Source organism: Stenotrophomonas sp. YJH_SMC_21, from assembly GCF_059369555.1.
Genome location: NZ_JCAFSU010000023.1, coordinates 1 through 26,857 on the forward strand (window position 1 = coordinate 1; position 26,857 = coordinate 26,857).

The 26,857-nt window shown below is 66.8% G+C and carries 25 protein-coding genes; 5 read left to right on the forward strand and 20 right to left on the reverse strand.

Annotation, left to right across the window (positions count from 1 at the left end; genetic code table 11):
- Positions 1-170: 170 nt before the first annotated feature.
- From flgL to AC5P67_RS19390, 12 genes are all read right to left on the reverse strand, one after another.
- Complete coding sequence (flgL, locus tag AC5P67_RS19335; RefSeq protein WP_049402743.1) at positions 171-1,373, reverse strand: flagellar hook-associated protein FlgL; 1,203 nt, start codon at positions 1,371-1,373, stop codon at positions 171-173.
- Entirely contained in the window at positions 1,370-3,250 is a 1,881-nt protein-coding gene (gene flgK / locus AC5P67_RS19340) for a flagellar hook-associated protein FlgK (RefSeq protein WP_005413269.1), read from the reverse strand. The genes flgL and flgK overlap by 4 nt, the downstream gene beginning before the upstream one ends.
- Before the next feature lie 8 nt (positions 3,251-3,258).
- A complete protein-coding gene (flgJ, locus tag AC5P67_RS19345) occupies positions 3,259-4,458 on the reverse strand; it encodes a flagellar assembly peptidoglycan hydrolase FlgJ (protein WP_043033570.1) in 1,200 nt (399 codons plus the stop codon).
- A 1-nt stretch (position 4,459) separates the two neighbouring features.
- Positions 4,460-5,596 carry a flagellar basal body P-ring protein FlgI gene (locus tag AC5P67_RS19350; RefSeq protein ID WP_032966707.1) on the reverse strand — a complete coding sequence of 379 codons (1,137 nt, stop codon included), beginning with the start codon at positions 5,594-5,596 and terminating at the stop codon, positions 4,460-4,462.
- Between the two features lie 2 nt (positions 5,597-5,598).
- Positions 5,599-6,291 (reverse strand): flagellar basal body L-ring protein FlgH, encoded by a 693-nt coding sequence (gene flgH / locus AC5P67_RS19355; RefSeq protein ID WP_005409570.1) that lies wholly within the window; start codon positions 6,289-6,291, stop codon positions 5,599-5,601.
- Between the two features lie 22 nt (positions 6,292-6,313).
- Positions 6,314-7,099 carry a flagellar basal-body rod protein FlgG gene (gene flgG / locus AC5P67_RS19360; protein WP_005409571.1) on the reverse strand — a complete coding sequence of 262 codons (786 nt, stop codon included), beginning with the start codon at positions 7,097-7,099 and terminating at the stop codon, positions 6,314-6,316.
- Between the two features lie 102 nt (positions 7,100-7,201).
- Positions 7,202-7,951, reverse strand: a complete 750-nt coding sequence (locus AC5P67_RS19365) for a flagellar basal body rod protein FlgF (protein ID WP_005409572.1) — start codon at positions 7,949-7,951, stop codon at positions 7,202-7,204.
- Positions 7,952-7,983: 32 nt separating this feature from the next.
- Entirely contained in the window at positions 7,984-9,207 is a 1,224-nt protein-coding gene (gene flgE / locus AC5P67_RS19370) for a flagellar hook protein FlgE (RefSeq protein WP_099484549.1), read from the reverse strand.
- Between the two features lie 32 nt (positions 9,208-9,239).
- Positions 9,240-9,923 (reverse strand): flagellar hook assembly protein FlgD, encoded by a 684-nt coding sequence (locus tag AC5P67_RS19375; protein WP_005413273.1) that lies wholly within the window; start codon positions 9,921-9,923, stop codon positions 9,240-9,242.
- A gap of 23 nt (positions 9,924-9,946) precedes the next feature.
- Complete coding sequence (flgC, locus tag AC5P67_RS19380) at positions 9,947-10,354, reverse strand: flagellar basal body rod protein FlgC (RefSeq protein ID WP_005409575.1); 408 nt, start codon at positions 10,352-10,354, stop codon at positions 9,947-9,949.
- 3 nt (positions 10,355-10,357) lie between these two features.
- Positions 10,358-10,753, reverse strand: coding sequence for a flagellar basal body rod protein FlgB (flgB, locus tag AC5P67_RS19385; RefSeq protein WP_005409576.1), 396 nt, complete (start codon positions 10,751-10,753; stop codon positions 10,358-10,360).
- A gap of 137 nt (positions 10,754-10,890) precedes the next feature.
- Positions 10,891-11,835 carry a chemotaxis protein gene (locus AC5P67_RS19390; RefSeq protein WP_005409577.1) on the reverse strand — a complete coding sequence of 315 codons (945 nt, stop codon included), beginning with the start codon at positions 11,833-11,835 and terminating at the stop codon, positions 10,891-10,893.
- 282 nt (positions 11,836-12,117) lie between these two features.
- Between AC5P67_RS19390 and flgA the strand changes: the two genes are divergently transcribed.
- The 4 genes from flgA to AC5P67_RS19410 all read left to right on the forward strand — a co-directional run bounded on the left by flgA (position 12,118) and on the right by AC5P67_RS19410 (position 14,799).
- On the forward strand, positions 12,118-12,774 hold the full coding sequence (gene flgA / locus AC5P67_RS19395; RefSeq protein WP_495215116.1) for a flagellar basal body P-ring formation chaperone FlgA: 657 nt from the start codon (positions 12,118-12,120) through the stop codon (positions 12,772-12,774).
- Positions 12,775-12,849: 75 nt separating this feature from the next.
- Positions 12,850-13,155, forward strand: a complete 306-nt coding sequence (flgM, locus tag AC5P67_RS19400; protein ID WP_005409579.1) for a flagellar biosynthesis anti-sigma factor FlgM — start codon at positions 12,850-12,852, stop codon at positions 13,153-13,155.
- Positions 13,152-13,490 carry a flagellar protein FlgN gene (locus AC5P67_RS19405; RefSeq protein WP_005409580.1) on the forward strand — a complete coding sequence of 113 codons (339 nt, stop codon included), beginning with the start codon at positions 13,152-13,154 and terminating at the stop codon, positions 13,488-13,490. The genes flgM and AC5P67_RS19405 overlap by 4 nt, the downstream gene beginning before the upstream one ends.
- Before the next feature lie 91 nt (positions 13,491-13,581).
- A complete protein-coding gene (locus AC5P67_RS19410; protein ID WP_005409581.1) occupies positions 13,582-14,799 on the forward strand; it encodes an ATP-binding protein in 1,218 nt (405 codons plus the stop codon).
- A gap of 620 nt (positions 14,800-15,419) precedes the next feature.
- Here AC5P67_RS19410 and AC5P67_RS19415 read toward each other — a convergent pair.
- Together AC5P67_RS19415 and AC5P67_RS19420 are read right to left on the reverse strand one after the other, a co-directional pair.
- Positions 15,420-17,192 (reverse strand): EAL domain-containing protein, encoded by a 1,773-nt coding sequence (locus AC5P67_RS19415; RefSeq protein ID WP_005409582.1) that lies wholly within the window; start codon positions 17,190-17,192, stop codon positions 15,420-15,422.
- 4 nt (positions 17,193-17,196) lie between these two features.
- Positions 17,197-19,299: a sensor histidine kinase gene (locus tag AC5P67_RS19420; protein ID WP_262095092.1), complete on the reverse strand. Its 2,103-nt coding sequence runs from the start codon at positions 19,297-19,299 to the stop codon at positions 17,197-17,199.
- Between the two features lie 131 nt (positions 19,300-19,430).
- Here AC5P67_RS19420 and AC5P67_RS19425 point away from each other — a divergent pair, with 131 nt between their 5' ends.
- Complete coding sequence (locus AC5P67_RS19425) at positions 19,431-22,190, forward strand: bifunctional diguanylate cyclase/phosphodiesterase (RefSeq protein WP_049403812.1); 2,760 nt, start codon at positions 19,431-19,433, stop codon at positions 22,188-22,190.
- A gap of 142 nt (positions 22,191-22,332) precedes the next feature.
- Here AC5P67_RS19425 and AC5P67_RS19430 read toward each other — a convergent pair whose 3' ends face one another.
- The 6 genes from AC5P67_RS19430 to AC5P67_RS19455 form a co-directional block, all read right to left on the reverse strand.
- Entirely contained in the window at positions 22,333-22,839 is a 507-nt protein-coding gene (locus AC5P67_RS19430) for a hypothetical protein (RefSeq protein WP_060380211.1), read from the reverse strand.
- 137 nt (positions 22,840-22,976) lie between these two features.
- Positions 22,977-23,192: a hypothetical protein gene (locus AC5P67_RS19435; protein ID WP_032966708.1), complete on the reverse strand. Its 216-nt coding sequence runs from the start codon at positions 23,190-23,192 to the stop codon at positions 22,977-22,979.
- A 98-nt stretch (positions 23,193-23,290) separates the two neighbouring features.
- Positions 23,291-24,481: a methyl-accepting chemotaxis protein gene (locus tag AC5P67_RS19440; RefSeq protein ID WP_005409587.1), complete on the reverse strand. Its 1,191-nt coding sequence runs from the start codon at positions 24,479-24,481 to the stop codon at positions 23,291-23,293.
- Between the two features lie 163 nt (positions 24,482-24,644).
- Positions 24,645-25,259, reverse strand: a complete 615-nt coding sequence (gene hflD / locus AC5P67_RS19445; protein ID WP_005413279.1) for a high frequency lysogenization protein HflD — start codon at positions 25,257-25,259, stop codon at positions 24,645-24,647.
- A complete protein-coding gene (mnmA, locus tag AC5P67_RS19450) occupies positions 25,256-26,398 on the reverse strand; it encodes a tRNA 2-thiouridine(34) synthase MnmA (RefSeq protein WP_005413280.1) in 1,143 nt (380 codons plus the stop codon). Before mnmA ends, hflD begins: the two co-directional genes overlap by 4 nt.
- Positions 26,395-26,856 carry an NUDIX hydrolase gene (locus AC5P67_RS19455; RefSeq protein WP_005409590.1) on the reverse strand — a complete coding sequence of 154 codons (462 nt, stop codon included), beginning with the start codon at positions 26,854-26,856 and terminating at the stop codon, positions 26,395-26,397. Before AC5P67_RS19455 ends, mnmA begins: the two co-directional genes overlap by 4 nt.
- Between the last annotated feature and the right edge of the window lies 1 nt (position 26,857).

The window sequence follows — 26,857 nt, forward strand, 5'->3', positions numbered from 1 at the left end:
GGTATCGGCGGGGCAGGGCCTGGCTTGATGGGCAATCACGGAAAATGCGTGCAGCATGTTTCCGGTAGCGCCAGCCCACGCCCGGCGAGCGCGACGGAACGGGCACGCAGAAACGAAAAAGGCCGCGATGCAGGGCATCGCGGCCTTTCAGGGGTGACGCAGGAGATGCGTCAGCGGATCTTGTTGAACAACGACATCGACTGCATCTGCGAGAAGATCGTCTGTGCCGCCTGCAGCGCGGTGCTCTGCAGCTGGTACTGGCTCAGTGCATCGGCATAGTCCAGGTCGCGCATCTGCGACAACGTGGTCTTCAGGGTCACGCTGTTGGCTTCACGCATGTCGGCGGCATTGTCCAGTGCCTTCAGCTGCGCACCGCCGGCCGCACGCGAATCGATCATCCGCTCCGACGCACGGGCCACATCGCGCAGGGCGCTCTGCAGTTCGTTCTGCTGCGCGCTCATCTTGGCGGTGGTGCCGGTGTCGGCATCAAGCGCGGCAATCAGCTTGTCCATGGTGTCGAAGATGTCGCGGCTGGTGGCCGGCTTCACGTTGAAGCTGTCACCGGCAGCGGGTGCGCCGGTGATCTGCAGGCGGACACCGTTGACTTCCACGTTGTCACCGGCCTTGAACGTGCCGGTGCCGGTCACGTTGCCAGCGCCGTCCAGTACCTGGTACTGGTCGGCGGCGGTGAAGCGGATGCTGAAGGACTGGCCGTTCCAGCTGTCGCTGCCATCGCGGGTGATGTTGGTCAGCACGCCGTTGCCGGTATTGCCGGCCGCGGCAACACCATCGACGAAGCCGTCGCCGGTAGGAATGCGCATGAAGATTTCGCTGCCGGGCAGGGCATCCCGCACATAGGTATCGGGGCCGACTTCAATCTGGCGCTGGGTCTGGTCGCCACGGTAGACCACCTTGCCATTGATCTTGGCGAACGGCGGATCGCCATCGTTGGTGCCGCCGAACACGTAGCGGCCGGTGCCGTCGTCGGCGTTGGCCAGCGACAACAGGCCCTCGCGGATCTGGTTCAGTTCGGTGATCAGCGTTTTCTTGTCGGCGGCGCCCAGCGCCGGATTGCTGGCCTGGATGGTCAGGTCGTTGACGCGCGCCATCAGGTCGTTGACCTGGGCCAGGGTGTTCTCCTGTACGCCCAGTCGGTTCTGCACGTTGCCGGCATTCAGTTTCATCCGGTCCAGTGCGGCCAGGCTGCGGTCAAGCCCGACCGCCGCACCAGCGGCAACCGGATCGTCCTTGGCGCTGACGATCTTGCTGCCGGTGGCGATCTGCTGCTCCAGGTGGCTGAGCTTGGCCTGCTTGGCCATCATCAGCGACACGGACTGGTTGAACATCATGCTTGTGGAGATACGGCTGCTCATCGACGGACGGCTCCCAGGATGGTCTGGAACATGCTGTCGGCGGTGGAGATCAGCTGCGAGGCTGCCTGGTAGGCCTGTTGCAGGCGAAGCATGTCGGCCGCCTCTTCGTCCAGATTGACGCCGGATACTTCATCGCGTGCTTCCTGCGCCTTGTCATTGATCACCAGCTGCGCTTCCAGCGAATACTCGGCCGAGCGGGCGGCTGCACCGACCTGGGTGGTCAGGCCACCCAGGGCGCCGTTGAGGGTGACCGTGCCGCTGTTGAATGCCTTGGCGCTCTCCACCTTGGACAGCCTGGAGGCGTTGCTGTTGTCCGACGAGCCCGCCGGAGTCGGGGTGATGTTGAAGGTGTCGCCAACCTTCGGCGCACCGTCCAGCACGAAGCTCCAGCCATTGGCACTGATGGTCTGGCCGGGAGTATAGGTCTGCGGCGGGCCCCCATCGATGGTATAGGTGGTGGCCGAGGTGAACACGATCGCGGCCGGATTGCGCAGGTTGGCGTTGGTCGAATCGCTGACGGTGACACCGCTCAGCTTGCCGGTGCCCGTGTTGGACGTCGCCGCCGCGCCCTTCACCGCCGCGGCAGCGGCGATGCGCGACGGATCGGTGATCGCCACTTCCATGCTGCCCGCCACGCCTGCGGTCGGCTGCAGCAGGAAGCGGTCGTTGGCCGCCGGGGTACCGCCGACCACCAGCTTGACGCCGTTGATCACCAGTGGATCGGCGGCCGTACCGGTGCCGGTCAGCGGAACGTTGGCACCGGTGTCGGCACGGCTGGCCTTCCAGTTGGTGCCATCGAACTGCAGCACCACGTTCTGCGCGTCCAGCTTGCCGAGGTCGCCATAACTGGCGCTGAGGCTGGCGGTGCCGGTGTTGGCATTGTTGGCGGTGACGCGCGGGTTGCCGATGTTGAAGAAGTCACCCCCCAGCTGGCCATACAGGTCCACGCCCTGGTGATGCACCTGGTTGAAGCTCTCGGCCAGGCCTACCGCCAGCTTGCCCAGTTCGGCCTGGGCAGGTGTCAGCACGGTGTCGCGGAATTCCAGCAGGCCGCCGATCTGGCCACCGACCGCCTTCGGGTCGAGGCGGATGGTGTTGCCCTGCGTTTCCAGCGCCAGCTGCAGGCGCTCGGGCTGGTACGGGTCGGCCACGGTGGTGACCTTGGTCGCCGTGGTGCCCACCACCAGTGCGTTGCCGCCGGCGGTGTAGACATTCATGATGCCGCCGTCCTGGATCACCGCCGTGCCACCGGTGTAGCCGATCAGCTGGGTGATCAACTGGTCGCGGCGGTCGAGCAGGTCCGGTGCGGCGGTAGCGATGTTGGTGCCGATCGCACCGTTGATCTGCGCGATCTCCTGCGCCAGCCGGTTGACCTCGGTGGCACCGGCCAGCAGGCCGTTGTTGACCTCGCTGTTGAGGTTGTTCAGGTGGGTGTTGAGCTGCACGAAGCGGTTGGCCAGCGCCTTGCCACCATCCAGCATGTTCTGGCGGTCGGCGGTGCCGGCGGCATTGGAGGACAGGCCGCTGACCGAATCGAAGAACTTCGACCAGACGCCGGACACGTTGGTTGCCGCGTCGGAGAACAACGAATTGACCCGGTCGGCCATGCCGGAGAGCTGCTTCAGGCGCGCCAGCTCGCCGCTGCTGTCGAGCAGGCGCGAGATCGCCAGCTGGTCGGCGGTACGGCGGATGTCGGTGATGCGGGTGCCGTTGCCGACCGTGCCGTAGCCGTAGTTCTGGGGATCAGCGGTGGCGAAGTTGACCTTCTGCCGGCTGTAGCCCGGGGTATTGAGGTTGGCCACGTTGTGGCTGGTGGTCGCCAACGCACGCTGGAAGGCGAGCAGGGCACCGGTACCGGTGGAAAGTACGCTGGACATGGGGTTCCTCAACGACGGGTGATACCCAGCGCCGCGGTTGCGGTGCTGGCGAAGGTCTGGCCAAGGCGCGAGCCGGCATCGGCCACGGCGCTGACGGCGCGCTCGATGGTCGGTCCGCCGGCGATCGCGGCGATCTTGGCCGCGTAGCGCGGGTCGGTGGCATAGCCGGCGCGCTGCAGGCCACGGGCGAAGCCCTGCACGTCGGTGCCGGCCTGCAGGGCCTGCTGGTAGCGCGGGCTGGTCTTCAGCAGGCGCACGTAGTCGGCAAAGCTCTCGGCCGGCGAACTGTAGGCGCGGAAGCTGGCGGTCTCGTTGCGGCGCACGCCATCGACGTACTCGTGGGTGCCGGCCACGGCGCGCTGGCCGTTCCAGCCATTGGCCTTGATGCCGAACAGGTTGTGCGAGGTGCTGCCGTCGGCATGCTTGATGTGGCGCTTGCCCCAGCCGGTTTCCAGCGCCGCCTGGGCAACCAGGGCGCGGGCATCCACGCCCAGTTCCTTGGCCGCACGCTGCGCGTGCTGCCAGATGCTGGCGACGAAGCCTTCCGGGGTGTGTTCGCCCAGCTGGGCGACGGCGGTACGGGTCGCCATCGCATCGGCCGGGCTGATGGCCGTACCGCGGTTGCTGGCGGTGGCCGCCCACTGGTCGCTGTTGGCAGCCCAGTCCTCGCCTTGCAGGCCGCCGATGTACGGATCTTCGGTACCCAGCGAGCGGTGCATGCTGCTGCTTTCGCGCCCGGCGATCAGGTCCAGCGCCTGTTCCATCGGTGCAACCGCCGCGTGTGCGCCGGACTGCGCGCCGGCGGCCATCTGCTGCAGAAGGCGCACGGCCTGGCTGCCGTCTTCCAGCGGCAGCGACGGTGCCGGCTTGGCCGGTGCATTGAGCTGATAGGCACGGCTGGCCTTGGCCGGGTCCACGCGGGTATCCAGCGCCGGGCCATCGGCGGCCTGGCCGGACAGCTGCCGGCTGATCATGCCAGACAGGCCAAGGCCCTTGCCGCGGGTCATCGCCTCGGCAATCTTCTGGTCGTACATCTCGCGGAACATCTTGTTTTCGCCGGGGAACAGCGAGTCGCCGAAGCTGGCGTCACGCATGCTCTTGACCAGCATCTGCGCGAACTGGCCTTCCAGCTGGCGCGCGACCTTGTCGATCTTCGCCGGATCGTTCTGTTGTGCCGGGTGCAGATCGAATGCGGGATTGATGCGCATATCAGATCACCTCGAGCTCGGCACTCAATGCGCCGGCCTGCTTCAGGGCTTCCAGGATCGCGATGAGATCGCCTGGTGCTGCGCCCACGGCGTTCACCGCGTGCACGATCTCGTCCAGGGTGGTGCCGCCGCTGAACTTGAACATGCGGCTGCCGTCGTTGGTGGCGGTGATGGTCGACTGCGGGCTGGCCACGGTGCGGCCGCCGGACAGCGCATTGGGCTGGCTGACGTTGGTGTTTTCCTGGATGGTCACGGTCAGCGAACCGTGCGAGATCGCGGCAGGTCCCACGCGCACCTGCTGGCCGATGACCACGGTGCCGGTACGCGAATTGACCACCACCTTGGCCGGAGCGCTGCCCGGGGTCAGTTCCAGGTTCTCGATGCGCGCCAGCAGGCCGATGCGTGCGCCCGGATCGGTCGGCGCGGTAACCGCCACGGTCACGCCGTCGACCGCACGCGCCGCACCGTCGCCGAACGCATTGTTGAGCGCAGCGACCATGCGCGAGACCGTGGTGAAGTCATTGTTGTGCAGGTTCAGGGTGATCTCGCCGCCGTTGGCCAGCGGATCAGGCAGCGCACGCTCCACGGTCGCACCGTTGGGAATGCGGCCGACGCTGGGCACGTTCACCGAGACACGGGAACCATCCTTGCCCTGTGCACCAAAGCCGCCCACGATCAGGTTGCCCTGGGCGATGGCATAGATCTGGCCGTCGGCGCCGCGCAGCGGGGCCATCAACAGTGAACCGCCACGCAGCGAGACCGCGTTGCCGATCGAGGACACGGTGATGTCGATCGGCTGGCCCGGCTTGGCGAACGGCGGCAGTTCAGCGTGGATCGCCACGGCGGCCACGTTCTTCAGCTGCGGGTTGACGTTCGGCGGAACATTCACGCCCAGCTCGCCGAGCAGGTTCTTCAGGCTCTGCACGGTGAAGGGCGCCTGGCTGGTGCGGTCGCCGCTGCCATCCAGGCCGACCACCAGGCCGTAGCCCACCAGGGCGTTACCACGCACGCCGCCGACCTGGGCCAGGTCCTTGATGCGCTCGGCGCTGGCCGGGGCTGCCACGATCATCAGCATCAGCGCGACGAACGACGCCACGCGGCGCTGCCAGGAAGAAGAGGGGAGGAGTTTCATGGCCATACTCAGAACGGCGTCAGGCCGGAATTGAAGAAGCGGCTCAGCCAGCCCATCGCGTTGGACTGCGCGACCGGGCCGCGGCCGCCGTAGACGATGCGGGCTTCGGCCACGCGGCTGGAAGGAATGGTGTTGTCCTGGCTGATGTCGCCCGGGCGCACGATGCCCTGCACCTGCACCAGTTCATCACCCTGGTTCAGCCGCAGGTTCTTCTGCCCCTGTACCACCAGGTTGCCATTGGGCAGGCGCTGGATCACCGTGACCGTGACACTGCCCTGCAGGCGGTTGCTCTGTGCGCTGTTGCCCTTGCCGGTGAAGTCACGCGCGCCCTTGGCCGTCGCACTGAGGATGTCCTTGCCGCCCAGGGTGACCGGCGCACCGAGGATGGACGGCGTGCCCAGGCTCAGGTTGGATTCCTTGTTGGTGGCCGTGTTGGCGCTGGTCTGCGCGGTGGTGTTCTCCAGCAGGGTGATGGTCAGCAGGTCGCCGACATCGCGCGCGCGACGGTCCGAATACAACTGCAGGGTCGGGCCGGCCGCGTAGATCGCGCCGGCGGTCGGTTCGGCCTGCGGTGGCATGATCGGCTGGATCGGTGCCATTGCCGGATAGGGGCGCACATCGCCGGCAATGACGCAGCCACCGAGCAGGGCAGCCACGGTGCAGGCGAGGGCAGTGCGGGCGAAGTTGGAAATGGGCGACATGGCGGTTTCCCGGGTTGGCCGGTCAGAGCTTGTTGTTGAGGTAGCCGAGCATCGAATCGGTGGTGGAAATCGCCTTGGCGTTCATTTCGTAGGCGCGCTGGGTTTCGATCATCGACACCAGCTCTTCCACCACGTTGACGTTGCTGCCTTCCAGCGCGCCCTGCACCACGGTGCCGAGGCCGTTGAGGCCGGGGTTGCCGTTCTGTGCCGGGCCGGAGGCCGTGGTCTCGAGGAACAGATTCTCGCCACGGGCCTGCAGGCCGGCCGGATTGACGAAGTCGGTCAGGGTCAGCGCGCCGACTTCCACCGAGGCGGCGCCGTCGGCCATCTTCACGCTGATGGTGCCGTCGGTACCGATGGTTACCGACTGCGCGCCTTCGGGAATCTGGATGCCTGGCTGCACCGGGTAGCCGCTGTTGGTGACCAGCTCGCTGTCCTGGTTGATCTTGAACGAGCCATCACGGGTGTAGGCCGAGCTGCCATCAGGCATCTGAACCTCGAAGAAGCCGCGGCCATTGACCATCACGTCGAGGGCGCGGCCGGTCTGCTGCTGGCCACCCTGTTCAAAATTCTTGGCGGTGGCGACCACGCGCACGCCGGTACCCAGTTGCAGGCCGGTTGGCAGCTGCGTCTGTGCCGAGGAGGAGCCGCCGGGCTGGCGCACCTGCTGGTACAGCAGGTCTTCAAAACTGGCACGGTCCTGCTTGAAGCCGGTGGTGTTGGTGTTGGCGAGGTTGTTGGAAACCACCGACATGCGCATCTGCTGCGCATCCAGTCCAGTTTTCGCGATCCACAATGCCTGGTTCATCTTCGATGTCCTGTCTGGTGAAGCCGGCCGCGTGGTGCGGCCCTTGTATGCGGGTGTGCAAGCGGTGTGCCAGCGCCGCTGTCAGCCGGCGCCGGAATTCCGTCAGCTGCCCAGGCGCAGCATGCTGTTGGCGCTGCGCGCGTTCTCGTCGCCGTGCTTGATCACCTGCACCTGCATTTCGTACTGGCGCTGCAGCTGGATCATCTGCACCAGCGCGCCAGCGGCGTCCACGTTGCTGCCTTCCAGCTGGCCGCTGTGCACGGCCGTGCCCTGTGCCGGGGCGAACGGCTGGCGCGGGTCGGTGTTGCGGAACAGGCCATCCAGGCCACGCTCAAGGCGCTCGTCCGGCGCCTGCACCACCTTGATCCGGCCGATCTGCGCCATCGTCTGCGGGCCTTCGCCCTGTGGAATGATCGAGAGCGTGCCGTCGGCGCCGATCTCCATGGCCTGGTAGGGCGGAATGGCGATCGGATTGTTGTTGTCATCCAGTACCGGACGGCCGCTGGAGGTCACCAGCTGGCCGTTCGGGGTGACCGACAGTGCAGCACCGCGCGTGTACGCCTCGCTGCCGTCGCTGGACTGCACCGCCAGCCAGGTGCCGGTCTGCAGGGACAGATCCAGCGGCTTGCCGGTAATGTGCTGCGAGCCGGGCGTGCGGTTGAAGCCGGCGTCGACGTGCAGCGCATCCACCCGCGAGGCAAAGCCCGGGCCCTTGATCGGGAAGGCTTCGGTATTGGCCAGCGCTTCCTTGAAGCCAGGGGTGTCCGAGTTGGCGAGGTTGTGGCTGAGCGTTCCCTGCGCCTGCAGGGAGGCGCGGGCACCGGTCATCGCCACGTAAAGGGCTTTATCCATGCGGGGAGTTCCGTGACAGGGTCAGCAGCTCATCAACGGATGTTGATGACGGTCTGGGTGATCTGGTCCTGGGTGGTGATCATCTGCGCGTTGGCCTGGAAGTTGCGCTGCGCGGTGATCATGTTGACCAGCTGCTCGGTGAGGTCGACGGTGGATGCTTCCAGCGAGCCAGCCTGGATCTTGCCGAGGTTGGAGGTATCCGGCATGCCGGTGCGCGGCGTGCCCGAGCTGAAGGTGTCCACCCACAGGTTGTTGCCCTTCGATTCCAGGCCCTGCGGATTGTTGAAGGTGGTCAGCGCGACCTGGCCCAGCGGCTTGTCGGCGCCATTGGAGTAACGCGCGTAGACCACGCCGGTTTCCGACACGGTGATCTCATTGAGCTTGCCGGCGGCGTAGCCGTCCTGCTGGGTGTTGCGCAGCGCGAACTTTTCGCCGTACTGGGTCGAGCCGCTCACGTCCAGCGTCATGTTCAGCACGCCGGCACCGGTGGTCGGGGTGAAGGTGCCGAGACTGACCTTGCCGTTGGCAGGTGCGACCAGCTTGCCGCTGTTGTCGAAGGTGACCGGGGTCGGTGCGCCGGCCGGCTGGCCATCGACGTAATTGCGCACGGTCCATTCGTTGGGGTTGGCGCCCTTGACGAAGTACGAGACCTGGATGTGGCTCACGCCCAGCGAGTCGTACACGGTGATGCCACCGCTGGAGTGGTTGTAGCTGTTCGAATCGGCCGGGTCGAAGGTCGCCACCGTCGGTTGCTTGGCGTTGGCCGGCAGGGTGAAGCCAACCTTCACTTCGCTGGTCTGCTTCGGCGGGCTGTCGGTGGTCAGCAGCTGCAGGTCGACCAGGCGGCCGGCATCGAAGTTGGTGCCATCGGCATTCGGTGCGAACACCTGCAGGCGCGCGCCCTGCGGGTTGACCACGTAGCCCGATGCATCGGTCTGGAAGTTGCCGGCGCGCGAGTACACGCGGGTGCCGTTCATGTTCATGGTGAAGAAGCCTTCACCGGAAATGGCCATGTCCAGGCTGCGGCCGGTCTGTTCGTTGTGGCCCTGCTTGAACTGCTGGGCGACATTGGAAACGCGCACGCCAGAGCCGACCGCGTTCTTCGACAGGCCATAGCCGGTGGCCGAGAAGAGGTCGGCGAATTCGGCGCGCGATTCCTTGAAGCCGGTGGTGTTGACGTTGGCGACGTTGTTGGCAGTGACGCTCAGGTCGGAATTGGCGGCATTGATGCCGGACAGCGAGACATTGAAGCCCATGGGATGCTCCTGGTAAGTGCGGGGTGTGCGGCTCAGCTGACGCGGAGCACGTAGTCGATCGGGGCCGTGCCCAGGCCCTTGAGGTTCAGGTACAGGCCGTCGGAACCGACGGTCACGCTTTCCACCGGCGCCTGCACGTAGGTGGACAGCTTGGTGCTCTTGCCGGCGGTATCGACGTGGTTGGCAACGATGGAGTACTTGCCCGGCTCCATGCGCTTGCCGTTGGCATCCTTGCCGTCCCACTGGAACGCAGTCTCGCCGGCGGCCTTGGCTTCCACGCTCAGCGAGGTGACCTTGGCGCCGGTGGCATCGGTGATGTCGACGGTGATGATGCCGGCCGAAGGCGCGGCCACCGTGCCTTCAACGTTGCCTTCCTTTTCCAGCACCAGCTTTTCCGACGGCACCAGCACCTGGTGGCCGACCAGCGCCGCACCACGCAGCACCTGGTCGCTGGCCATCGATTCCTGGAATCCCTTCACCGTCTTGTTCAGATCGGTGATGCCCTGCACGGTGGACATCTGCGCCATCTGCGCGACCATCTGCGTGTTGTCCATCGGCTTCAGCGGATCCTGGTGCTGAAGCTGTTCGGTCATCAGGCGCAGGAAATCGGCCTGGTCCAGCGTGTTCTTCTTCTTGGTGGCGTTGCTGTTCGGGGCGTTCAGACCGAGTGCGGTGTAGACGTCCTGGTTGGTCTGGTTGTTGACGGCGGTGGTCATGGCGGTATCCGGTACTGCGGGCCTCAGCGGCCCATGGTCAGGGTGGCCAGGGCCAGTTCCTTGGCGGTGGTCAACATCTCCACGCCGGCCTGGTAGTTGCGCGAGGTCGAGATCAGGTTGACCATCTGCGCCACCGGGTCGACGTCGGGCTGGTAGATGTAGCCATCGCCATCGGCCAGCGGGTGGCCCGGCTCATAGCGCTTGATCGGCGCCGCATCGCTCTGGGTGATCTCCTTCACCTTCACCGAGGTGATGTTCGGATCGTTCTTGCTGGTGACGGCCTGGAAGATCGGCTCCAGCGGCTTGTACACCGCGTCGGCGGAACCGGCGACGGTATCGGCGTTGGAGAGGTTGGAGGCGATGGTGCTCATGCGCACCGACTGCGCCTGCAGCGCGGAGCCGGCGATATCGAAGATCGGCAGGTTGCTCATGGCTTATTGCCCCGTGATCGCGGTCAACATGGAACGCACCTTGCTCTCGACGAAGCTGAGCGAAGCGCGGTACTCGAGCGCGGCGCGGCCATAGGCCGCACGCTCGGCATCGGGATCGACGGTGTTGCCGTCCAGGCTGGGTTGCACGCCTTCGCGCGCGATCTGGAACGGGTTCAGGCCACTACTGATTTCGTAGTGCTGCTCATGGGTGGTGGCCATCAGGCCATTGGCATCCTGCCCCTGGGCATGGCGCAGGGCGGCATCGAAGTCCAGGTCCTGGGCCTTGTAGCCGGGAGTGTCGGCATTGCCGAGGTTGCTGGCGATCAGCTTCATCCGCTGTTCGCGCAACGGCATGGCCTGGGCATGGACGCCCAGGTAGTCGGTAATCAGGTTGCGCACGGTGCACTCCCACGGGAACGTTGCCCGGGAAGCTGCAAGGGGTGTGCCAAATTCGAGAGGGTAGTGCCGGCCGCTGGCCGGCTCCCCGATGGATCTGCGGTTGCCGGCCAGCGGCCGGCACTACCGGATCAGTGGCCTCAGGCCGCCAGCGCCACCTTGCGCAGGCGGTCCAGCACGAAATCGGCCAGCTCGTGCGGCGAGTACTTGGCGACGAAGGCGTTGGCGCCCACGCGCTCGACCATGGCGTTGTTGAAGACGCCCGACAGCGAGGTGTGTAGCAGCACGTACAGGCCGGCCAGGCCCGGATGGCGCCGGATTTCCGTCGTCAGCGTATAGCCGTCCATGGCCGGCATCTCGATGTCCGAGATGACCATGGCATAGCGCTCGGCCGGGTTCTCGCCCGAGGCGTGGATCTGCAGCAGATGGTCCAGCGCCTGCTTGCCATCGGAGAGCAGGGTGGCACCCACGCCCAGCTGGTCGAGCACGCTGCGGATCTGCTGGCGGGCCACGCGCGAGTCATCCACCACCAGTACCTGCAGCTGCGGGCCGTCGGAGGGCATCGCCATCGCCGGATCGAGCACCGCTTCGCCGCGCACCTGGGCGATGTCCGCCAGCACGCTTTCCACGTCGATCACCTGGATCAGTTCACCCTGGAAGCGGGTCACGGCGGTCAGGTAGCTCGATTCGGCGCCCAGTTCCGGCGGCGGATGGATGTCTTCCACCGCGATGTTGACGATGCGCTCCACGCCGCTGACCAGGAAGCCCTGGATCGAGCGGTTGAACTCGGTAACGACCAGGTAGCCGGGCGAGGTGTCCGCCTCCGGCTCGCGCTCGGGATGGCCGATCGCCAGGCCGAGGTCCAGCACCGGCACCGAGCGGCCGCGCACGTCGGCCACGCCGGAGAACTGGCTGGGCAGCCCGGGCACCTGGAACAGTTCCGGGCGTCGCAGGACTTCCTGCACCTTGAAGACATTGACGCCAAAAAGCTGACGTCCGCCGAGACGGAACAGCAGCAGCGCCAGGCGATTGTGGCCGGCCAGACGGGTCCGCTGGTCGATCCGGTTGAGCAGGTCATGGGACATGGCTGCTGTATCGGCGGGGTAGGCGCCGAACTTGAGGGCGCTGTGCCGCCCGCGCGCTCCACACCGCTTCTGTAGAGTCGACTGTTAGTCGACTGCTCTTCTAGCAGACTGCGCTTCGCGGTCGACTGCTCTTATCCGATCGCGGGAAATCCCGCGCTTCGCGCGAAAGTCGACTGACGCGAAAGTCGACTAACAGTCGACTCTACAGGCCCCATCCCGAGACCTCGTCTCTGGCACACACCTTGCACGCAGCTGGGCCAGGTCCCATCGACAGGAGGCGCCATGCGCCGGGTCACATCTCTATTGGCCATCGCGCTTGCTGTGGCCTCGCCGTGGGCGACGGCCGCCGACTGGCAGCCCGTAGCCAGCATCCGCGCCGCAGCGTTGTCGACGCTGCCGGCCGGCAGCGAGGGTGAGGCCCAGGTGGCCGATGCGCTGCGCCTGCCCAAGTGTGGCGGCGCGCTGCAGGTACAGCCAACCGCCAACACCACGGTGGAGGTCAGTTGCCCTGATGCGGGGGGCTGGCGCCTGTTCGTGCCGGTGAAGGTGCGGCGCAACCAGACCGTGCTGGTGCTCAATCGTGGAATCGGCACTGGAGAAACCCTCACCGCCGCCGATATCACCACTGCCCAGCGTGACGCTGCCCGGATTGCCGGTGCGGTGCTGACCGATCCCAATGCAGCGATCGGCCGCATCGCCCGCCGTCCGTTGCAGGCCGGAGCCCTGCTGTCGAACAACGACCTGGTGGTTCAGCGTCTCATCAAGCGAGGAGACAATGTGGCCCTGGTGTCGCGTCGCGGTTCGGTCGAGGTCCGAATTGCCGGCCGTGCGATGGGTGATGCCGGTGAGAACGAGCGGGTCTCGGTCGAGAACCTGTCCTCGCGGCGGATCGTGCAGGGCACGGTCGATGCCGCAGGTGACGTAATCGTGGCGCGTTGAATTACCGCAAAATATCCCTAAAGATCACGGCCCTGCGGCCGTTATCCCTTGTGAACGGCAACTCCAGGACACCCCATGAGCCAGAAAATCGACGGCAACCTGCAGGTCCCCCAGGCACTGCGCAGCGTGACGACCCCGGCCAACAAGCCCGGCGTCAGCACCGATGCGGCGGCGCGCCCGGTCGAGGCGGCCGACAGCCTGCGCCTGACCGGCGAGGCCACCAATCTGCAGGCCATCGAGCGTGAGCTGACCACCGCCCCGGCGATCGACGCCCAGCGCGTGGCCGCCGTGCGCGAGTCGCTGCAGAACGGCACCTACAAGATCAATCCGGACGCGATCGCATCGCGCATGCTCGATCTGGACCAGCAGCTGCACGGATGACCGCGGCGATGAGCGAGCCGCTGCAGCGCCTCGCCCAGGCCCTGGACGTTGAACGCCAGGCCCTGGTCGAGCACGACGTACACGCCTTGATCCGGGCCACCGGCGCCAAGCTGGAAGCGCTGCGTGCGCTGGAAGGCGCGCCGCCGGTGGGGCAGGGCGAGCAGCTGCAGGAACTGGCCGAGCGCAACCGCGCCAATGGCGTGCTGCTTTCGCGGCGCCGACGCGAAGTCAACTGGGCATTGCGCCAGTTGGGCCGTACCGAAGACGCCTCGGCCTATGACGCCAAGGGCCAGTCACACACCGTCACTGCCCGCCGCCCACTCGCCGTCGCCTGACGCGACGGCGGTCGCACTACCCACCCCCGCGGGCTGAAGCCCGCTGCGTGACCGCGTATATTGGGCGCCTGTTCGAACGTCCCGAGTCGCCGTGTCCGCTGCCAACGCCCTGGTTACCGCCCCCCTTCCTCCGCAGCCGGTGCTGCAGGCCCTGCTTGAGCGCCTGCGCGAAGGGCTGCTGCTGTTCACTGAAGACGGGCAGGTGGCGCTGGCCAATCCGGCTGCGCAGAACCTGTTGGCCGGTGGGGAGGACGGTGCATTGCCGCCGCAGCGGCTGCGTGAGCTGCTGCCACCCGATGCGCTGGAACAGGCGCGGCAGCATGGTCACTGGAACGGCAGCCTGCCGCTGGGGGAGGGTGTGGTCATCGCCCACCTCTACCACCACGGCCCGGTCGGCCAAGGGCACTTCCTGGCGTTGTTCCGCCATATCGAAGGGCAGGAAGACTACGAGCGCGAGCTGCAGCAGCGCCATGCCGAGCTGCGGCAGGCCTACCTGCGCCTGAACGGTACCCAGGAAAAGCTGCTGCAGTCGGAGAAGATGGCCTCGATCGGCCAGCTTGCCGCCGGCGTTGCGCACGAGATCAACAATCCCATCGGCTACGTCCACTCCAACCTGGGCAGCCTGCAGGAATACCTGCGCAGCCTGTTCACCGTCATCGAAGCCTATGAGCGCGCCCTGCGCGCGCCGGACCCGAAGGCATTGATTCCGGAAATCGACGATATCCGTGACCGCCTGGACATCGATTTCATCAGCCGCGACCTGCCGCAGCTGATGGCCGAATCGCGCGAAGGCATCGAACGGGTGACCCGCATCGTGCGTGATCTGAAGGACTTCTCGTATTCCGGCCGCGACGAATCGTGGAAGCTGGTCGACCTGCACGCCGGGCTGGAATCGACCATCAACATCATCTGGAACGAGCTCAAGTACAAGGTCACCCTGGTGCGTGAGTTCGGCCAGCTGCCGCTGGTGGAATGCCTGCCGTCCGAGTTGAACCAGGTCTACATGAACCTGCTGCTCAACGCCGGCCACGCCATTGCCGAGCGTGGCACCATCACCGTGCGTACCGGTGTCGACGGTGATCAGGTATGGGTCGAATTTGAAGACACTGGCGGCGGCATCTCGCCGGAACTGCGCCAGCGCATCTTCGATCCGTTCTTCACCACCAAGCCGGTGGGCAGCGGTACCGGCCTGGGCCTGTCGATCTCCTACAGCATCATCAACAAGCACCATGGCCGCATCGACCTGGACAGCACCCCGGGCGTGGGCTCGCGCTTCCGCGTGGTGCTGCCGGTGAAGCAGCCGCGCTGACCCCTTCGGGTAGTGCCGGCCGCTGGCCGGCAACCTCATTGAACCGGGCATCGAGAGCAGCCGGCCAGCGGCCGGCTCTACCAGGGCTTGTCCCCGACCTGGGTTCGCGCTTCGGGTAGTGCCGGCCGCTGGCCGGCAACCCCATTGAACCGGGCATCGAGAGCAGCCGGCCAGCGGCCGGCTCTACCAGAGCTTGTCCCCGACCGGGTTCGCGCTTCGGGTAGTGCCGGCCGCTGGCCGGCAACCTCCTTGAACCAGGCATCGAGAGCAACCGGCCAGCGGCCGGCTCTACCAGGGCTTGTCCCCGGCCTGGATTCGCGCTTCGGGTAGCGCCGGCCGCTGGCCGGCAACCTCATTGAATCCAGCATCGAGAGCAGCCGGCCAGCGGCCGGCTCTACCAGGGCTTGTTCCCGACCTGGATTCGCGCTTCGGGTAGTGCCGGCCGCTGGCCGGCAACCCATTGAACCGGGCATCGAGAGCAGCCGGCCAGCGGCCGGCTCTGCCAGGGCTTGTCCCCGACCGGATTCGCGCTTCGGGTAGTGCCGGCCGCTGGCCGGCAACCCCTTTGAGCCAGGCATCGAGAGCAGCCGGCCAGCGGCCGGCTCTACCAGACGGGATCGTTACCGCAACGGGCGATCCTCGCCGCCATCGCCGCTCTCCGCAGGCGCCGGACCGGCGTTGCTGCGACGCTGCTCCTCATAGGTGCGGAACGCCTGGTGGATGTGCTTGCGGAGCTCATCGTCGTTCCACGGCTTGGTCAGGAAGCGATAGATCGCGCCGCGGTTGATCGCGTCGGTCACGGTGTTCAGATCGGTGTAACCGGACAGCACCAGGCGGATCGTGTCCGGGTACAGCATCTTCACCCGGCCCAGGAACTCGGTGCCGCTCATGTCGCTCATGCGCTGGTCGGACAGGATCACCTGCACGTCGTTGATCGCCAGCAGGTCGAATGCATCGCGCACGTTGCCAGCGGCCAGGATGCGGTAGCCATCGCGCCGGAACAGGCGAACCAGCGAGCGCAGTACGTTCTCCTCGTCGTCCAGCAGCAGCAGCGTGCGGTCCGGGCGGGTCTCGGCGAAGGCTTCCGGGCGCAGGTAGCGGCGGCGCAGGGTCATGCCGGCGGCATCGGCCGACATCGGTTCGCCGAACAGGTAGCCCTGGAACACGTCGCAGTCGTTGCGGCGCAGGAAGCCCAGCTGCGCCTGCGATTCCACGCCGTTGGCAATGACAGTCATGCCCAGCTGGTGGCCCATGGCGATGATCGCGCGTGCGATGGCCGCTTCGCGGTTGCCGGCTGGTGCACTCTTGATGAAACTGCGGTCGATCTTCAGCTTGTCCACCGGGTAACGCACCAGCGCACTGAGGCTGGAATCGCCGGTGCCGAAGTTGTCCAGGCTCAGGCTGATGCCTTCGTTGCGCAGGTTGGCCAGTGTCTCGTGCACGAAATTGACATTGTTGGTCAGCGCGCTTTCGTTGATCTCCAGCGTCAGCATCTGTGCCGGCACGCCCGCGGCCTGGATCAGGCCCATCACTTCAGCGAAGAAGTTCGGCCGCAGCAGCTGCAGGGTGGAGACGTTCACGGCAATGGTGAAGTCGTCGAAGCCCTGGTCGCGCCACAGGCGGGCCTGCTTGAGCGCGCCCTCCAGCACCCAGGTGCCGATCTGCACGATGATGCCCAGTCGCTCGGCGGTGCGCATGAAGCGCTCCGGCACCAGCATGCCCAGCGTGGGGGACTGCCAGCGCAGCAGCGCCTCCATGCCCACCACATGGCCGTCGCGGGCACTGACCAGCGGCTGGTAGCGAAGCTTCAGCTCACCGTTGGGGATCGCGTCGACGATCTGGCGCGCGATGATGCTCTCGCTGTGCGCGCTCGGCGGGGTATCCACTGCATGGATGCGCACCGCGTTTCCACCTTCGCGGGCCGCCTGGTACAGCGCATCCTCGGCGTGGTCGAGCAGTCGCGAGGCGTTACTGGCGTGTTCCGGGCACAAGCTCACCCCCAGCTTGCCGGTCATGAACAGCGTGTACGGCAGCACCGACAGGGGCAACTCCATCTGTTGCCGGATTTCCTCGGCGAAGTCCTCCGGCAGCGGCACGTCGGCGTTGCGCGGGACTGCGATCAGGAACTCGTCGCTGCCATGCCGCCACAGTTTGCCGCGACCCCGCAGGTAGGACTGCAGCCGCTGCGCCACCAGCACCAGCGCCTGGTCACCCACCTCGGCGCTCATGTTCTCGTTGACGGAAGCGAAGTGGTCGATGTCCACGTGCATCAGCATCAGCGCGGTGCCGCCGGAGGCCGCTTCGGCGACCATCGCCTGCAGCTCGGGGTTGCCGGCACCGAGGCGATCGGGTGCATCATCGATGCTGACCGGCGGCTGGTTGGGATTCCACATAGGCTCAGTATTCCGGTGACTCAACGGCGGCCATGCTGGCCGCTTGGTAGGGGAGGTGAACGTCGATCAGGGTGCCTTCGCCATGTGCGGACTCGATACGCACATGGCCGCCGACACTCTGCGCGCGCTCGCGCATCACGATCAGGCCCAGGCCGCGCGGGCCGTCCGGGTCGAAACCTTCGCCGTCGTCGCGGATCTGCAGGTGCAGGCTGCGCTTGCCGATGTCGCGCAGCTGCAGGTGTACCTGGCTCGCGCGCGCGTGCCGCAGCACGTTGGTCAGGCTCTCCTGTGCGATGCGGAAGCAGGCCTGTTCGATGCTGTTGTCGGGGCGATGAGGCAGGGGCTCGATCTCGGCCAGCAGCTCCACCTGCGAAGAACGGAACAGCACCCGCGCCTGCCAGCTGAGGGCTGCTTCCAGGCCCAGCGCGTCCAGCTGCGGAGGGCGCAGCAGGGTGGAGATGTCGCGCAGCTTGGCTACCGTGGTGTCGGCCAGGCTGACGATCTGTGCCAGGTCCTCGGCGCGGCGTTGCGGATCGTGCTCGTCCTGCGCGGCATGGGCGGACAATTTGATCGCCGTGATCGCCTGGCCGATGTCGTCGTGCAGATCGCGCGAGATCGCGCGGCGCTCGTCTTCCTGCAGGGAGAACAGGCGGCCGGCCATCGCCTGCAGTTCGCGGTTGCTGGTTTCCAGTGCACTGCGCGTCCGTTCGGAATCACTGAGGTCGCGCACGATCAGCAGCTTGCAGTCGCGGCCACCATAGCGGACCTCGCCCACCGCCAGGCCGGCATGGAAGCTGCGGCCGTCGGCGCGCTGCATGGCCACCACGCTGCTGTGGCCGGGGCCCAGGTGTGGCTGCCCTGCACGCAGCTGGCCGCGGACGCGGGCCAGATCACCGGCAGCGACCAGCGCCGACAGCGGCTCACCCAGCAGGGTATGGCTGCCATAGCCGAACAGGCTGGCCGCCCAGGCGTTGGTGTACAGCACGTGCTCGTCGGAGAGGATCACCACGCCATCGGGCAGCACCCGCACCAGCTCTCGGAACTGTTCTTCGCGCTCGCGCAGCAGGCGTCGCGATTGCTCCCGCTCGGTCACGTCCTGCAGGGTGCCCAGTACGCGGCTGCGGCTGGACTCATCGACACCACTGGCGGCACGCAGGTGCACCATCAGGGCGCGTCCGTCCATCGACAGCAGGGGCAGCAGTACGTCCACCTGCACCGGATCACCCGAGCAGAGGTCGGCCAGCAGCTGTTCGGTCTGGGTGGCGGTGGCAGGGTCGGCGGGAACCAGCAGCTCGTCGAAGCGGTGCCAGCGGCGGGCTTCCGGCGGCCGGCGGCCAAGCAGTCGGTAGACCTGGTTGGAATAGCGGCCCATGCCGGTGGACGGGTCCAGTTCCCAGGCGCCGATGCGCGCCAGTTCGTGGGCTTCTTCCACCCGCGCAAGCGCCTGGTCACGGCGCAGCTGGGCCAGGTCTTCGGCAGTGCGGTCGATGGCAATCAACAAGCGGGCGTTGTGGCCGTCATAGCTGATGGCGTTGGAGCGCAGTTCCATCTGCCGCAGCGAGCCGTCACGCAGCTGCAGCTGGGTACGCAGGATGCACAGTTCCTCCGGCGCCTCGCGGATCGCCTCCAGCTTGGTCTGCAGCGCCTGGTCCTGGCCTGGCGGCCACAACGCATCGATGGTCTGCTCCAGCAGTTCGTCACGCTCCCAGCCGAAGGCGGTACAGGCAGCCGGATTCGCATCGAGGATCGCCAGCGTGTCCAGGTCGTAGACCAGGATCGGGCCGGGGTTGCCCTCGAACATCTGCCGCAGGCGCAGCTCCGAGGCCTGCTGGCGCGCATGGGTGTGCAGCACATGCTCGGCCAGCGGCCGCAGCAGCAGGTACAGCAGGCCGGCACTGGCCAGTGCGAAGAACGAGCCCTTCACGCTCTGCCACATCGCCGCCTGCTGCGGATCCGGCACCAGCGCCTGCACGGCACTGTCGGAAGCGATCATCCAGGCCAATGCCATCACCAGGTAGCTCAGGACCACCCGTCGCCGGTCGCGGCTCAGCGCCTGCGCCATCCGCGGATCGGGTACAAGGGCGGTGCCGGTCGGTTCTGCAGGCATGGACGGGCTGGTTGAAAGGGGCGCCGGCCATCTTACCGCGCAGGTGCGCCCAGACCACTCAATTATCCGCCGCAGGCGCCGTTAACCACTGCGTGCCCCGCTGACGGGCGTGTCATCCGGAGCAAGATCGCGTGGACCAAGGGATCATCGCCAGCCTGCTGCAGCACCCGCTTGCGTCGGCGCTGGTCATCGTCGACCGCACGGGTCGCCCGCTGGCGGCCAATCCGGCTGCGCGCGAGCATGGCCTGCCGGCCACCGTGGCTGCGTATGCGCCGATGCTGGAAGATCTGCGCCTGATGGCTGCCGATGGCGGCATCGTGGCCTGCACGCTGCCGGGTGGCCCGCACGGGCACTACGATGGCCACCTGCGCGCCGTGCACGATGGCGCCGGCAACCTGCTGGCCTTCACGTTGAGCATTCCCGAACCGGTGCCGCTCGGCGGCGGTGGGCGCTGGGAGCTGGCGCTGGACAGTGCCGGCCACAGCCTGTGGGACTGGGACATTCCCAGTGACCGTGTGGTGCGCACCCCGGCAGTGGGCGATGAAACCGCCACCGAGATGCTGGCCCGCGTGCACGGCGAGGACATCGCCCAGGTGCGGGCCGCACTGGAAGAGCATCTGCGTGGCTTGAGCGAGCAGTACAGCGCGCAGTTCCGTTTCCGCCAGGCCGATGGCCAGTGGCGCTGGGTACTGGACCGGGGCCGCGTGGTCGCGCGCACCGCCGATGGCCAGCCGCTGCGCATGGTCGGTACCCATACCGATATCGAACAGCAGAAGCAGCTGGAAGGGCTGCTGCAGGAACAGCAGCTGCACCTGAGCGAGGCCCAGCGCATCGCCAGCATGGGCAGCTGGTCGTTCGACCCCAACAGTGGTGACTTCTGGTGGTCGCCGGAGCTGCGTTCGATGCTTGCGCTGGAGCAGGGCGCCGTACCCGGCCAGCGGCGCTGGCTGAAGCAGCTGCACCCACGTTCACGTGGCGCATTGCGTGCGGCGTGGCGGCGGTTGTGGCGCGATGGCCGTGCCGCCAATCTCGAACTGGAACTGACCCGGGGCAATGAGCCGTCGCAGCACCTGCGGCTGTGGATGCAGCCGTTGCTGGACATGGACGGACAGCCCAAGCGACTGCTCGGACAGGTGCAGAACATCACCGAGCAGCACCAGACCGACGCGTTGATCCGCTGGCGCACCGAGCTGCTCAACCGCGTCTCCGCGCTGGGCCGCATCGGCGGCTGCGAGATCGAGGTGAAGACCCGGCACATGCAGTGGACCGAGGAGTGCTATCGCATTCACGGCCTGCGCAAGGAACCGATCACCCTCGACCAGGCGCTGGCGTTGTACACCGAGGACTCACGCAATGCCTTCGAAGCGGCGTTGGCGCGCATCGCCAACGGCGGGCTGCCCGAGCAGCTGGACCTGTGCTTCTACCGCCAGTCCGGCCTGCGCGTCTGGGTGCAGGTGCTGATCGAGCTGGACCGCCGTGACGGCCTGCCACCGCGCTTCGTGGTGCTGTTCCGTGACATCACCCGCGAACGCGAGGCCAACGAGCGCATCGAACTGCTGGCCCACTACGATCTGCTGACCGGCCTGCCCAATCGCGTGCTGCTCGGCGAGCAGACGGCAGAGGCCATCGAAGAAGCACGTGACCGTGGCACATCGCTGGCGATGCTGTTCATCGACCTGGATGGCTTCAAGACCATCAACGACAGCTTCGGCCACGCCACCGGTGATGCACTGCTGAAGGCCGCGGCGACGCGCCTGCACCAGAACCTGCGCAACAACGATCTGTTCGGCCGCTTCAGTGGTGATGAATTCATCGTGGTACTGCGCGACCTGGCCGAGCCGGAAGACGCCGGCCACGTCGCGCGCAAGCTGATCGCTTCGCTGGCCGAGCCACTGCGGCGTGGCGAGACCACGTTGAAGGTCGGCGCCAGCGTCGGCATCGCGATGCTGGGCGATGCACAGACCGATTTCGATTCATTGCTGCGTGCCGCCGATGCCGCGATGTACGCGGCCAAGGAAGCGGGGCGCAACACCTACCAGTACTACAGCCAGGACGCATTGGCCCGCATCCAGCGCAAGCTGGAGCTGGAGCATGCCCTGCACGGCGCCATCGAGCGCGAAGAGTTCAGCCTGGCCTACCAGCCGCTGCTGCACGCCCACCACGGCGAGCCGCCGGCGATCGAGGCACTGTTGCGCTGGCACCGCCCCGGGATCGGCTACTGCAGCCCGGCCGAGTTCATCCCCATTGCCGAAAAATGCGGCGAGATCGTGCGGATCGGCGACTGGGTGCTGAATGAGGCCTGCCGCCAGGCAACCGCCTGGGACCGTGCCGGACTGCGTTTCGACCGCATTGCGGTGAATGTTTCTGCGGTACAGCTGCGAGACCGCGGCTTTGCCGAGCGCGTGATCGAAATCTGCCACGCCCATGGCTGGCCACCACAGCGGCTGGAGCTGGAACTGACTGAGTCGGCGTTGATCCGTGACACCGACATCCTGCGCCATTGCTTCGACGTGCTGGAACGGCACGGCGTGCCGCTGGCGGTGGATGACTTCGGCACCGGCTTCTCCAATCTCAACTACCTCAACCGCTTCCCGGTGGGGCGCCTGAAGATCGACCGCAGTTTCGTGCAGGGCATGCTGCACGATTCGGGTACGGCCGAAGTGACCCAGGCCATCGTGCACCTGGGGCATGCGCTGGGCATGAAGGTGGTGGCCGAGGGCGTGGAAACGCACCAGGAAGAAGACATGCTGCGCCGCCAGGGCTGCGACGAGATCCAGGGCTACCTGTACTCGCGCCCGCTCAGCCCGCGCGACCTGGCGCAGTGGCTGCGCCAGCCACAGCCGGTTTCGCTACGCACCGATGCCAGTGGGGAAGTGATGCTGGTGCGGTGATCAGCTGCACTGGTTGGAGCTGACCCTGGCCGCTGTGTCTATCCACGCATGGCGTGGATCTATCGCAACCCGCTTTGGTGGGGGCCGACCGTTGGTCGGCACGGATGTCTGTGCCTCTCGATCATCCACGCATGGCGTGGATCTACCTCGGAAAATCCGCCTTCAACTGCATGCGCAGCGCTTCGACGATGGCCGCATAGCGCCGCTTCTGGACCAGATAGCTGGCCAGGAACAGCGGAAGCACCAGCAGCATCGGCGCCACCATCGGGCGCATCGCCACCAGCGGCAACAGCAACAGCGACAGGATGGCCACGAACCAGCTGCACAGTCCGATCACCCGCACCTCGTGCCGTCGCGCGTTGAGTACGATGCGACCGCGCATCACCGGGAAGTAGCGCAGGCCGAAGCTCGGCGCGAAGCTCTCGCGGAACGCCATGCTGCCATCGGGCAGCGCATGGAAGGCCAATTGCAGCCATCTGTCCTGCGGCAGGTCACGTTCCAGGCTGCCCAGCGAGAGCCGGGCCTGCATGGCCGGTGACGCCGCGATGCGTTCGTTGAACAGGGTGATGCCCCAACTGAAATAACCGGCCACCCAGGCCATCAGAAGGACGGTCTCGATCAGCAGGAGTGCGATCAGGGTGATGGCCATCGGTCTTCCATGAACGGGATCGGTGGATCATGCCACAACGATTTCGCCACCCCGGTAGATCCACGCCATGCGTGGATGTTGCGGCGAGGGCCAGGCGTCACACCGGCGGATGAAAGCTGTCCACCCATGGCGTGGATCTACTTCAGCGCTTCCCCGTCCAACCCCAGGTCCCAGGCCAGTCCCAGCAGTGCCTCGTCCGCCCGCGACGGGGCGGGGCGCGCGTCCGCCAGCTGCTGCAGTTCGCGGATCTCCTCGCGTGCCACATCCTCCAGCTGCTGCAGCTGCTCACGCACGCTCGCGTTGCGCGGGCGCTCGGTATCGGTGAGAGAGGGCAGGGCGCGGATCAGTGTCATGGTGCGGGTACAGGATGCATCCAACGGCGGGTTACAGGCAAAGGCCCCGGTCGAACCGGGGCCTTGCGGGCTGCCGGCGAGGGCAGCGGACATCAGGATCAGAACAGCTCGACGGTGCCGGCGCCCATGCTCTGCTGGGCAACCGGCTTGTGCGGCGGGCGCTCCCATTCGCTGCGCAGTTCGCGCAGGCGGCTGCCGGTGCGCTGCAGGGCGGTGGCGATCTCTTCGTCGAATACGCCGCCATTGCGGTGCAGCAGTTCCTGCAGGGCCACCGCTTCGCGGTTGATCGCGGTCAGGCGGTCCAGGTGGGTGTGCACGCCGCCCAGCGCCTGGGTGGCGATGTCTTCGAACTGCAGGGCGCGCACGGCTTCGGCTACGCTGCCATCGATCGAACGGGCGCACTCGGACACTTCGCGCATGCCGTCACCCAGCGAGGCGTTGATCTGCGCGACGTTGTCGAGCATCGCCGCCGCTTCCTGGCGCGCTTCGCGGGAGCGGTCCATGTCGCGCGAGGCCATGTGCGAAACCGTCTCGCGCACCTTGGCGATGGCGTCCTTGGAGCTATGCGCCAGCTTGCGGATCTGCTCGTTGAAGGTGGTCGAGCGCTCGGACAGGTTGCGCACTTCGTCGGCGACCACCGCGAAGCCACGACCGGCTTCACCGGCACGTGCCGCTTCAATGGCAGCGTTCAGGGCCAGCAGGTTGGTCTGGTCGGCGATCGACTTGACGTCTTCCAGCAGCGCGAAGATGCCATCCAGGTGCTGCGCCATCTGGTCGATGTGCTGCACGGTGGTGCTGCTCTGGCCGCTCACCTGTTCCAGCGCTTCGACCAGCTGTTCCATACGGTGGCTGGCGTGCTGGGCGAAACGGGCAACGTCGAGGCCGGCATTGCCTTCGTCACCGGCGCGGTCGACGATGCGCGACAGGGCCTGGCTCTGCTGGCGCGACTTGCGGTTCATCGCATCGAAGCTGCCACCGAGGCTGGAGACGGCCTGGCGGATCAGGTCACGGGCGCGTTCCACTTCGCCGCGCGAACCCTCGATCTCGTTGCCGACGAAATTGCGCAGTTCGGTCAGCAGCTGGTCCTGCTCACGCAGGACACGGGCGTGTTCCGGGGAACGGTGTGCCTGGGCGCGGGTGGTCCACCACGCAAAGCCGAGCCAGCTCAGCGTCATCGTGGTCAGGATCGCCCAGCGCAGGGCGGCCGGCCATTCGAAACCGATGGCGAAGGGGAGCAGCAGGGTCAGAGCCAGGGGGGCGGCCAGACGGATGAAAATGCGTGAGTACATGGACGTTCTCGGGAGGTGCACGGAGGATGTATCGGCCGTACCCCCTTTCTCTTTAACGTCGATGTGCCTCGAAGTGCATTCTGAATGCGCCGGTTTTCCGGCGCCTTGGCGGCTTCGGGGGCCGAGCCCTTTCCGTGCCGGAAAGGGATCCGACCCCACACCCTCAGGCCAGCTGCCGGTCCACGGCCTCGATCATCGCCTTGCGGCTGAACAGGAAGTCCCAGTAGCTGCCGCCCAGCTGCCGCCACAGCACCGCAGCGCGCACCGCGGCCAGCAGCAGGGCGCGGATCTCGGCCACCACGCCAGCCTGGCCCAGGTAGTGCGGGTTGCCCTGCACCATGACCCGCGGCTTGAGGTGGCTGATGGTGTCGGCGTAAAGGCCTCCCAGGTTGGCCAGCACGTCCGGGTGGCCGCTGTCGCCCAGTTCGGTGGCCTGGCGCTGGGCGCGCTCGATGCCCGAGGCGACCTTGTTCACGGTGGCGCCATCCTGAACGAAGCGACGCTCCAGCTGCAGCACCGACAGGGCCAGCTTGGGCAGGATCGGGTCCTGGCCCTGGCTGCGGAAGTAGTTGTGCAGCAGGCGCAGGCCGGACTTCAGTGCATGGCGGTCACCGAACACCTCCTGCGGCGAGGACGCATCGACACGGAACACGCTGTCCACGGCGGTGCGCACGGCGGCGGCGTCGGAATGGCCGGTATCGGCGATACGGCGTACCTGCTGCAGGGCCTGGGCAATGCCGGCCAGGGCCAGGACGCGGTCGTCGACAGTGAAACTCATGCAGCGATTACCTCAAAAGGGGAAGGGGTGGTGCGCAGGCGCTGTTCCAGCGGCGCATCGGTGGCGGCGATCACCGCGCCACCCAGGCACACGTCACCGTCATACAGCACCAGTGATTGACCGGGGGTAACGGCGCGCTGTGGGCGCGCGAAGGTGACCAGCACGCTGCCATCGTCCAGCACCTGGACCGTACACGGCTCATCGGGCTGGCGGTAGCGGGTCTGGGCGGTGCATTCGAAGCGCCGTGCCGGCGGCGAACCGGCGATCCAGTGCGCGGTTTCCGAACGCAGGCGCTCGGACAGCATCCACTTGCTGTCGCGGTCCTGGTCCACGTACAGCACGTTGCTGGCCACATCCTTGCCGACCACGTACCACGGCGCGGCCGGGCGTCCACGCACGCCGCCGATGTTCAGGCCCTCGCGTTGGCCCAGGGTGAAATAGAACACGCCCGGATGTTCGGCGATCACGCTGCCGTCGGCCGGGTCGAGGATCTGGCCGGGCCTGGCCGGCAGGTAGCGGCCAAGGAACTCGCGGAAGTCACGCTCGCCGATGAAGCAGATGCCGGTGGAGTCTTTCTTGGCGTGGGTCGGCAGGCTGACGTCACGCGCGATCCGGCGCAGGTCGGTCTTTTCCAGGTCGCCGATCGGGAACAGGGTGGCCGCCAGCTGCTCCTGGCCCAGCTGGTGCAGGAAGTAGCTCTGGTCCTTGGAACGGTCGGCGCCGCGCAGCAGCAGCCACTGGTGGCCGCGCTGGGTCACCCGTGCATAGTGCCCGGTGGCGATGCGTTCGGCGCCCAGCTCGCGGGCGGCATCCAGGAAGTGCTTGAACTTCACTTCGCGGTTGCACAGCACGTCCGGATTCGGAGTGCGACCGGCGGCGTACTCGGCCAGGAAGTGCTCGAACACGCCCTGCCAGTACTCGCTTGAGAAATCGCGGAAGTGGAACGGGATGCCGAGCAGGCCGCAGACGGCCACCGCATCGCGGCGGTCGTCCTCGGCGCGGCAGTCGCCGCTGCCATCGTCGGCCCAGTTCTGCATGAACAGGCCGGCCACGGCTTCGCCCTGCTGTACCAGACGCCAGGCGGCGACCGAAGAGTCGACACCTCCGGAGACGCCCACCATCACGCGCGGAGTGCTCATGCGACCTCCCGGACCAGCGAAAGCGGATGGCGCTGGCCACCCAGGTAATCAGCCACCACCTGCCAGACCAGCGGGCTGCGCTGGCGCTCGCCGGCGGCCTGCAGTTCGGCCGGGGTCAGCCACAGCGCGCGGTCGATGCCGGTGTCCAGTGGCTGCGCCGGGTCGTGCGAGACCGGGCGCGCCGCGTAGCAGAAGCGCAGGAAGGCGGTACCGTCGCCGGCAGTCCACTGGTAGCAGCCGATGAAATGGGTCAGCTGCACCGTCCAGCCGGTTTCCTCGCGGGTCTCGCGCAGGGCTGCCTCGGCCAGGCTTTCGCCCGGCTCGAGGTGGCCGGCCGGCTGGTTCAGCACCTGCCGGCCATCGATGGTCTCTTCAACCAGCAACACGCGGCCGCCGTCGACCACCACCGTGGCGACGGTGGCGTGCGGTGCCCAGCGCGGGTCCGGCGTGGCGTTCAAC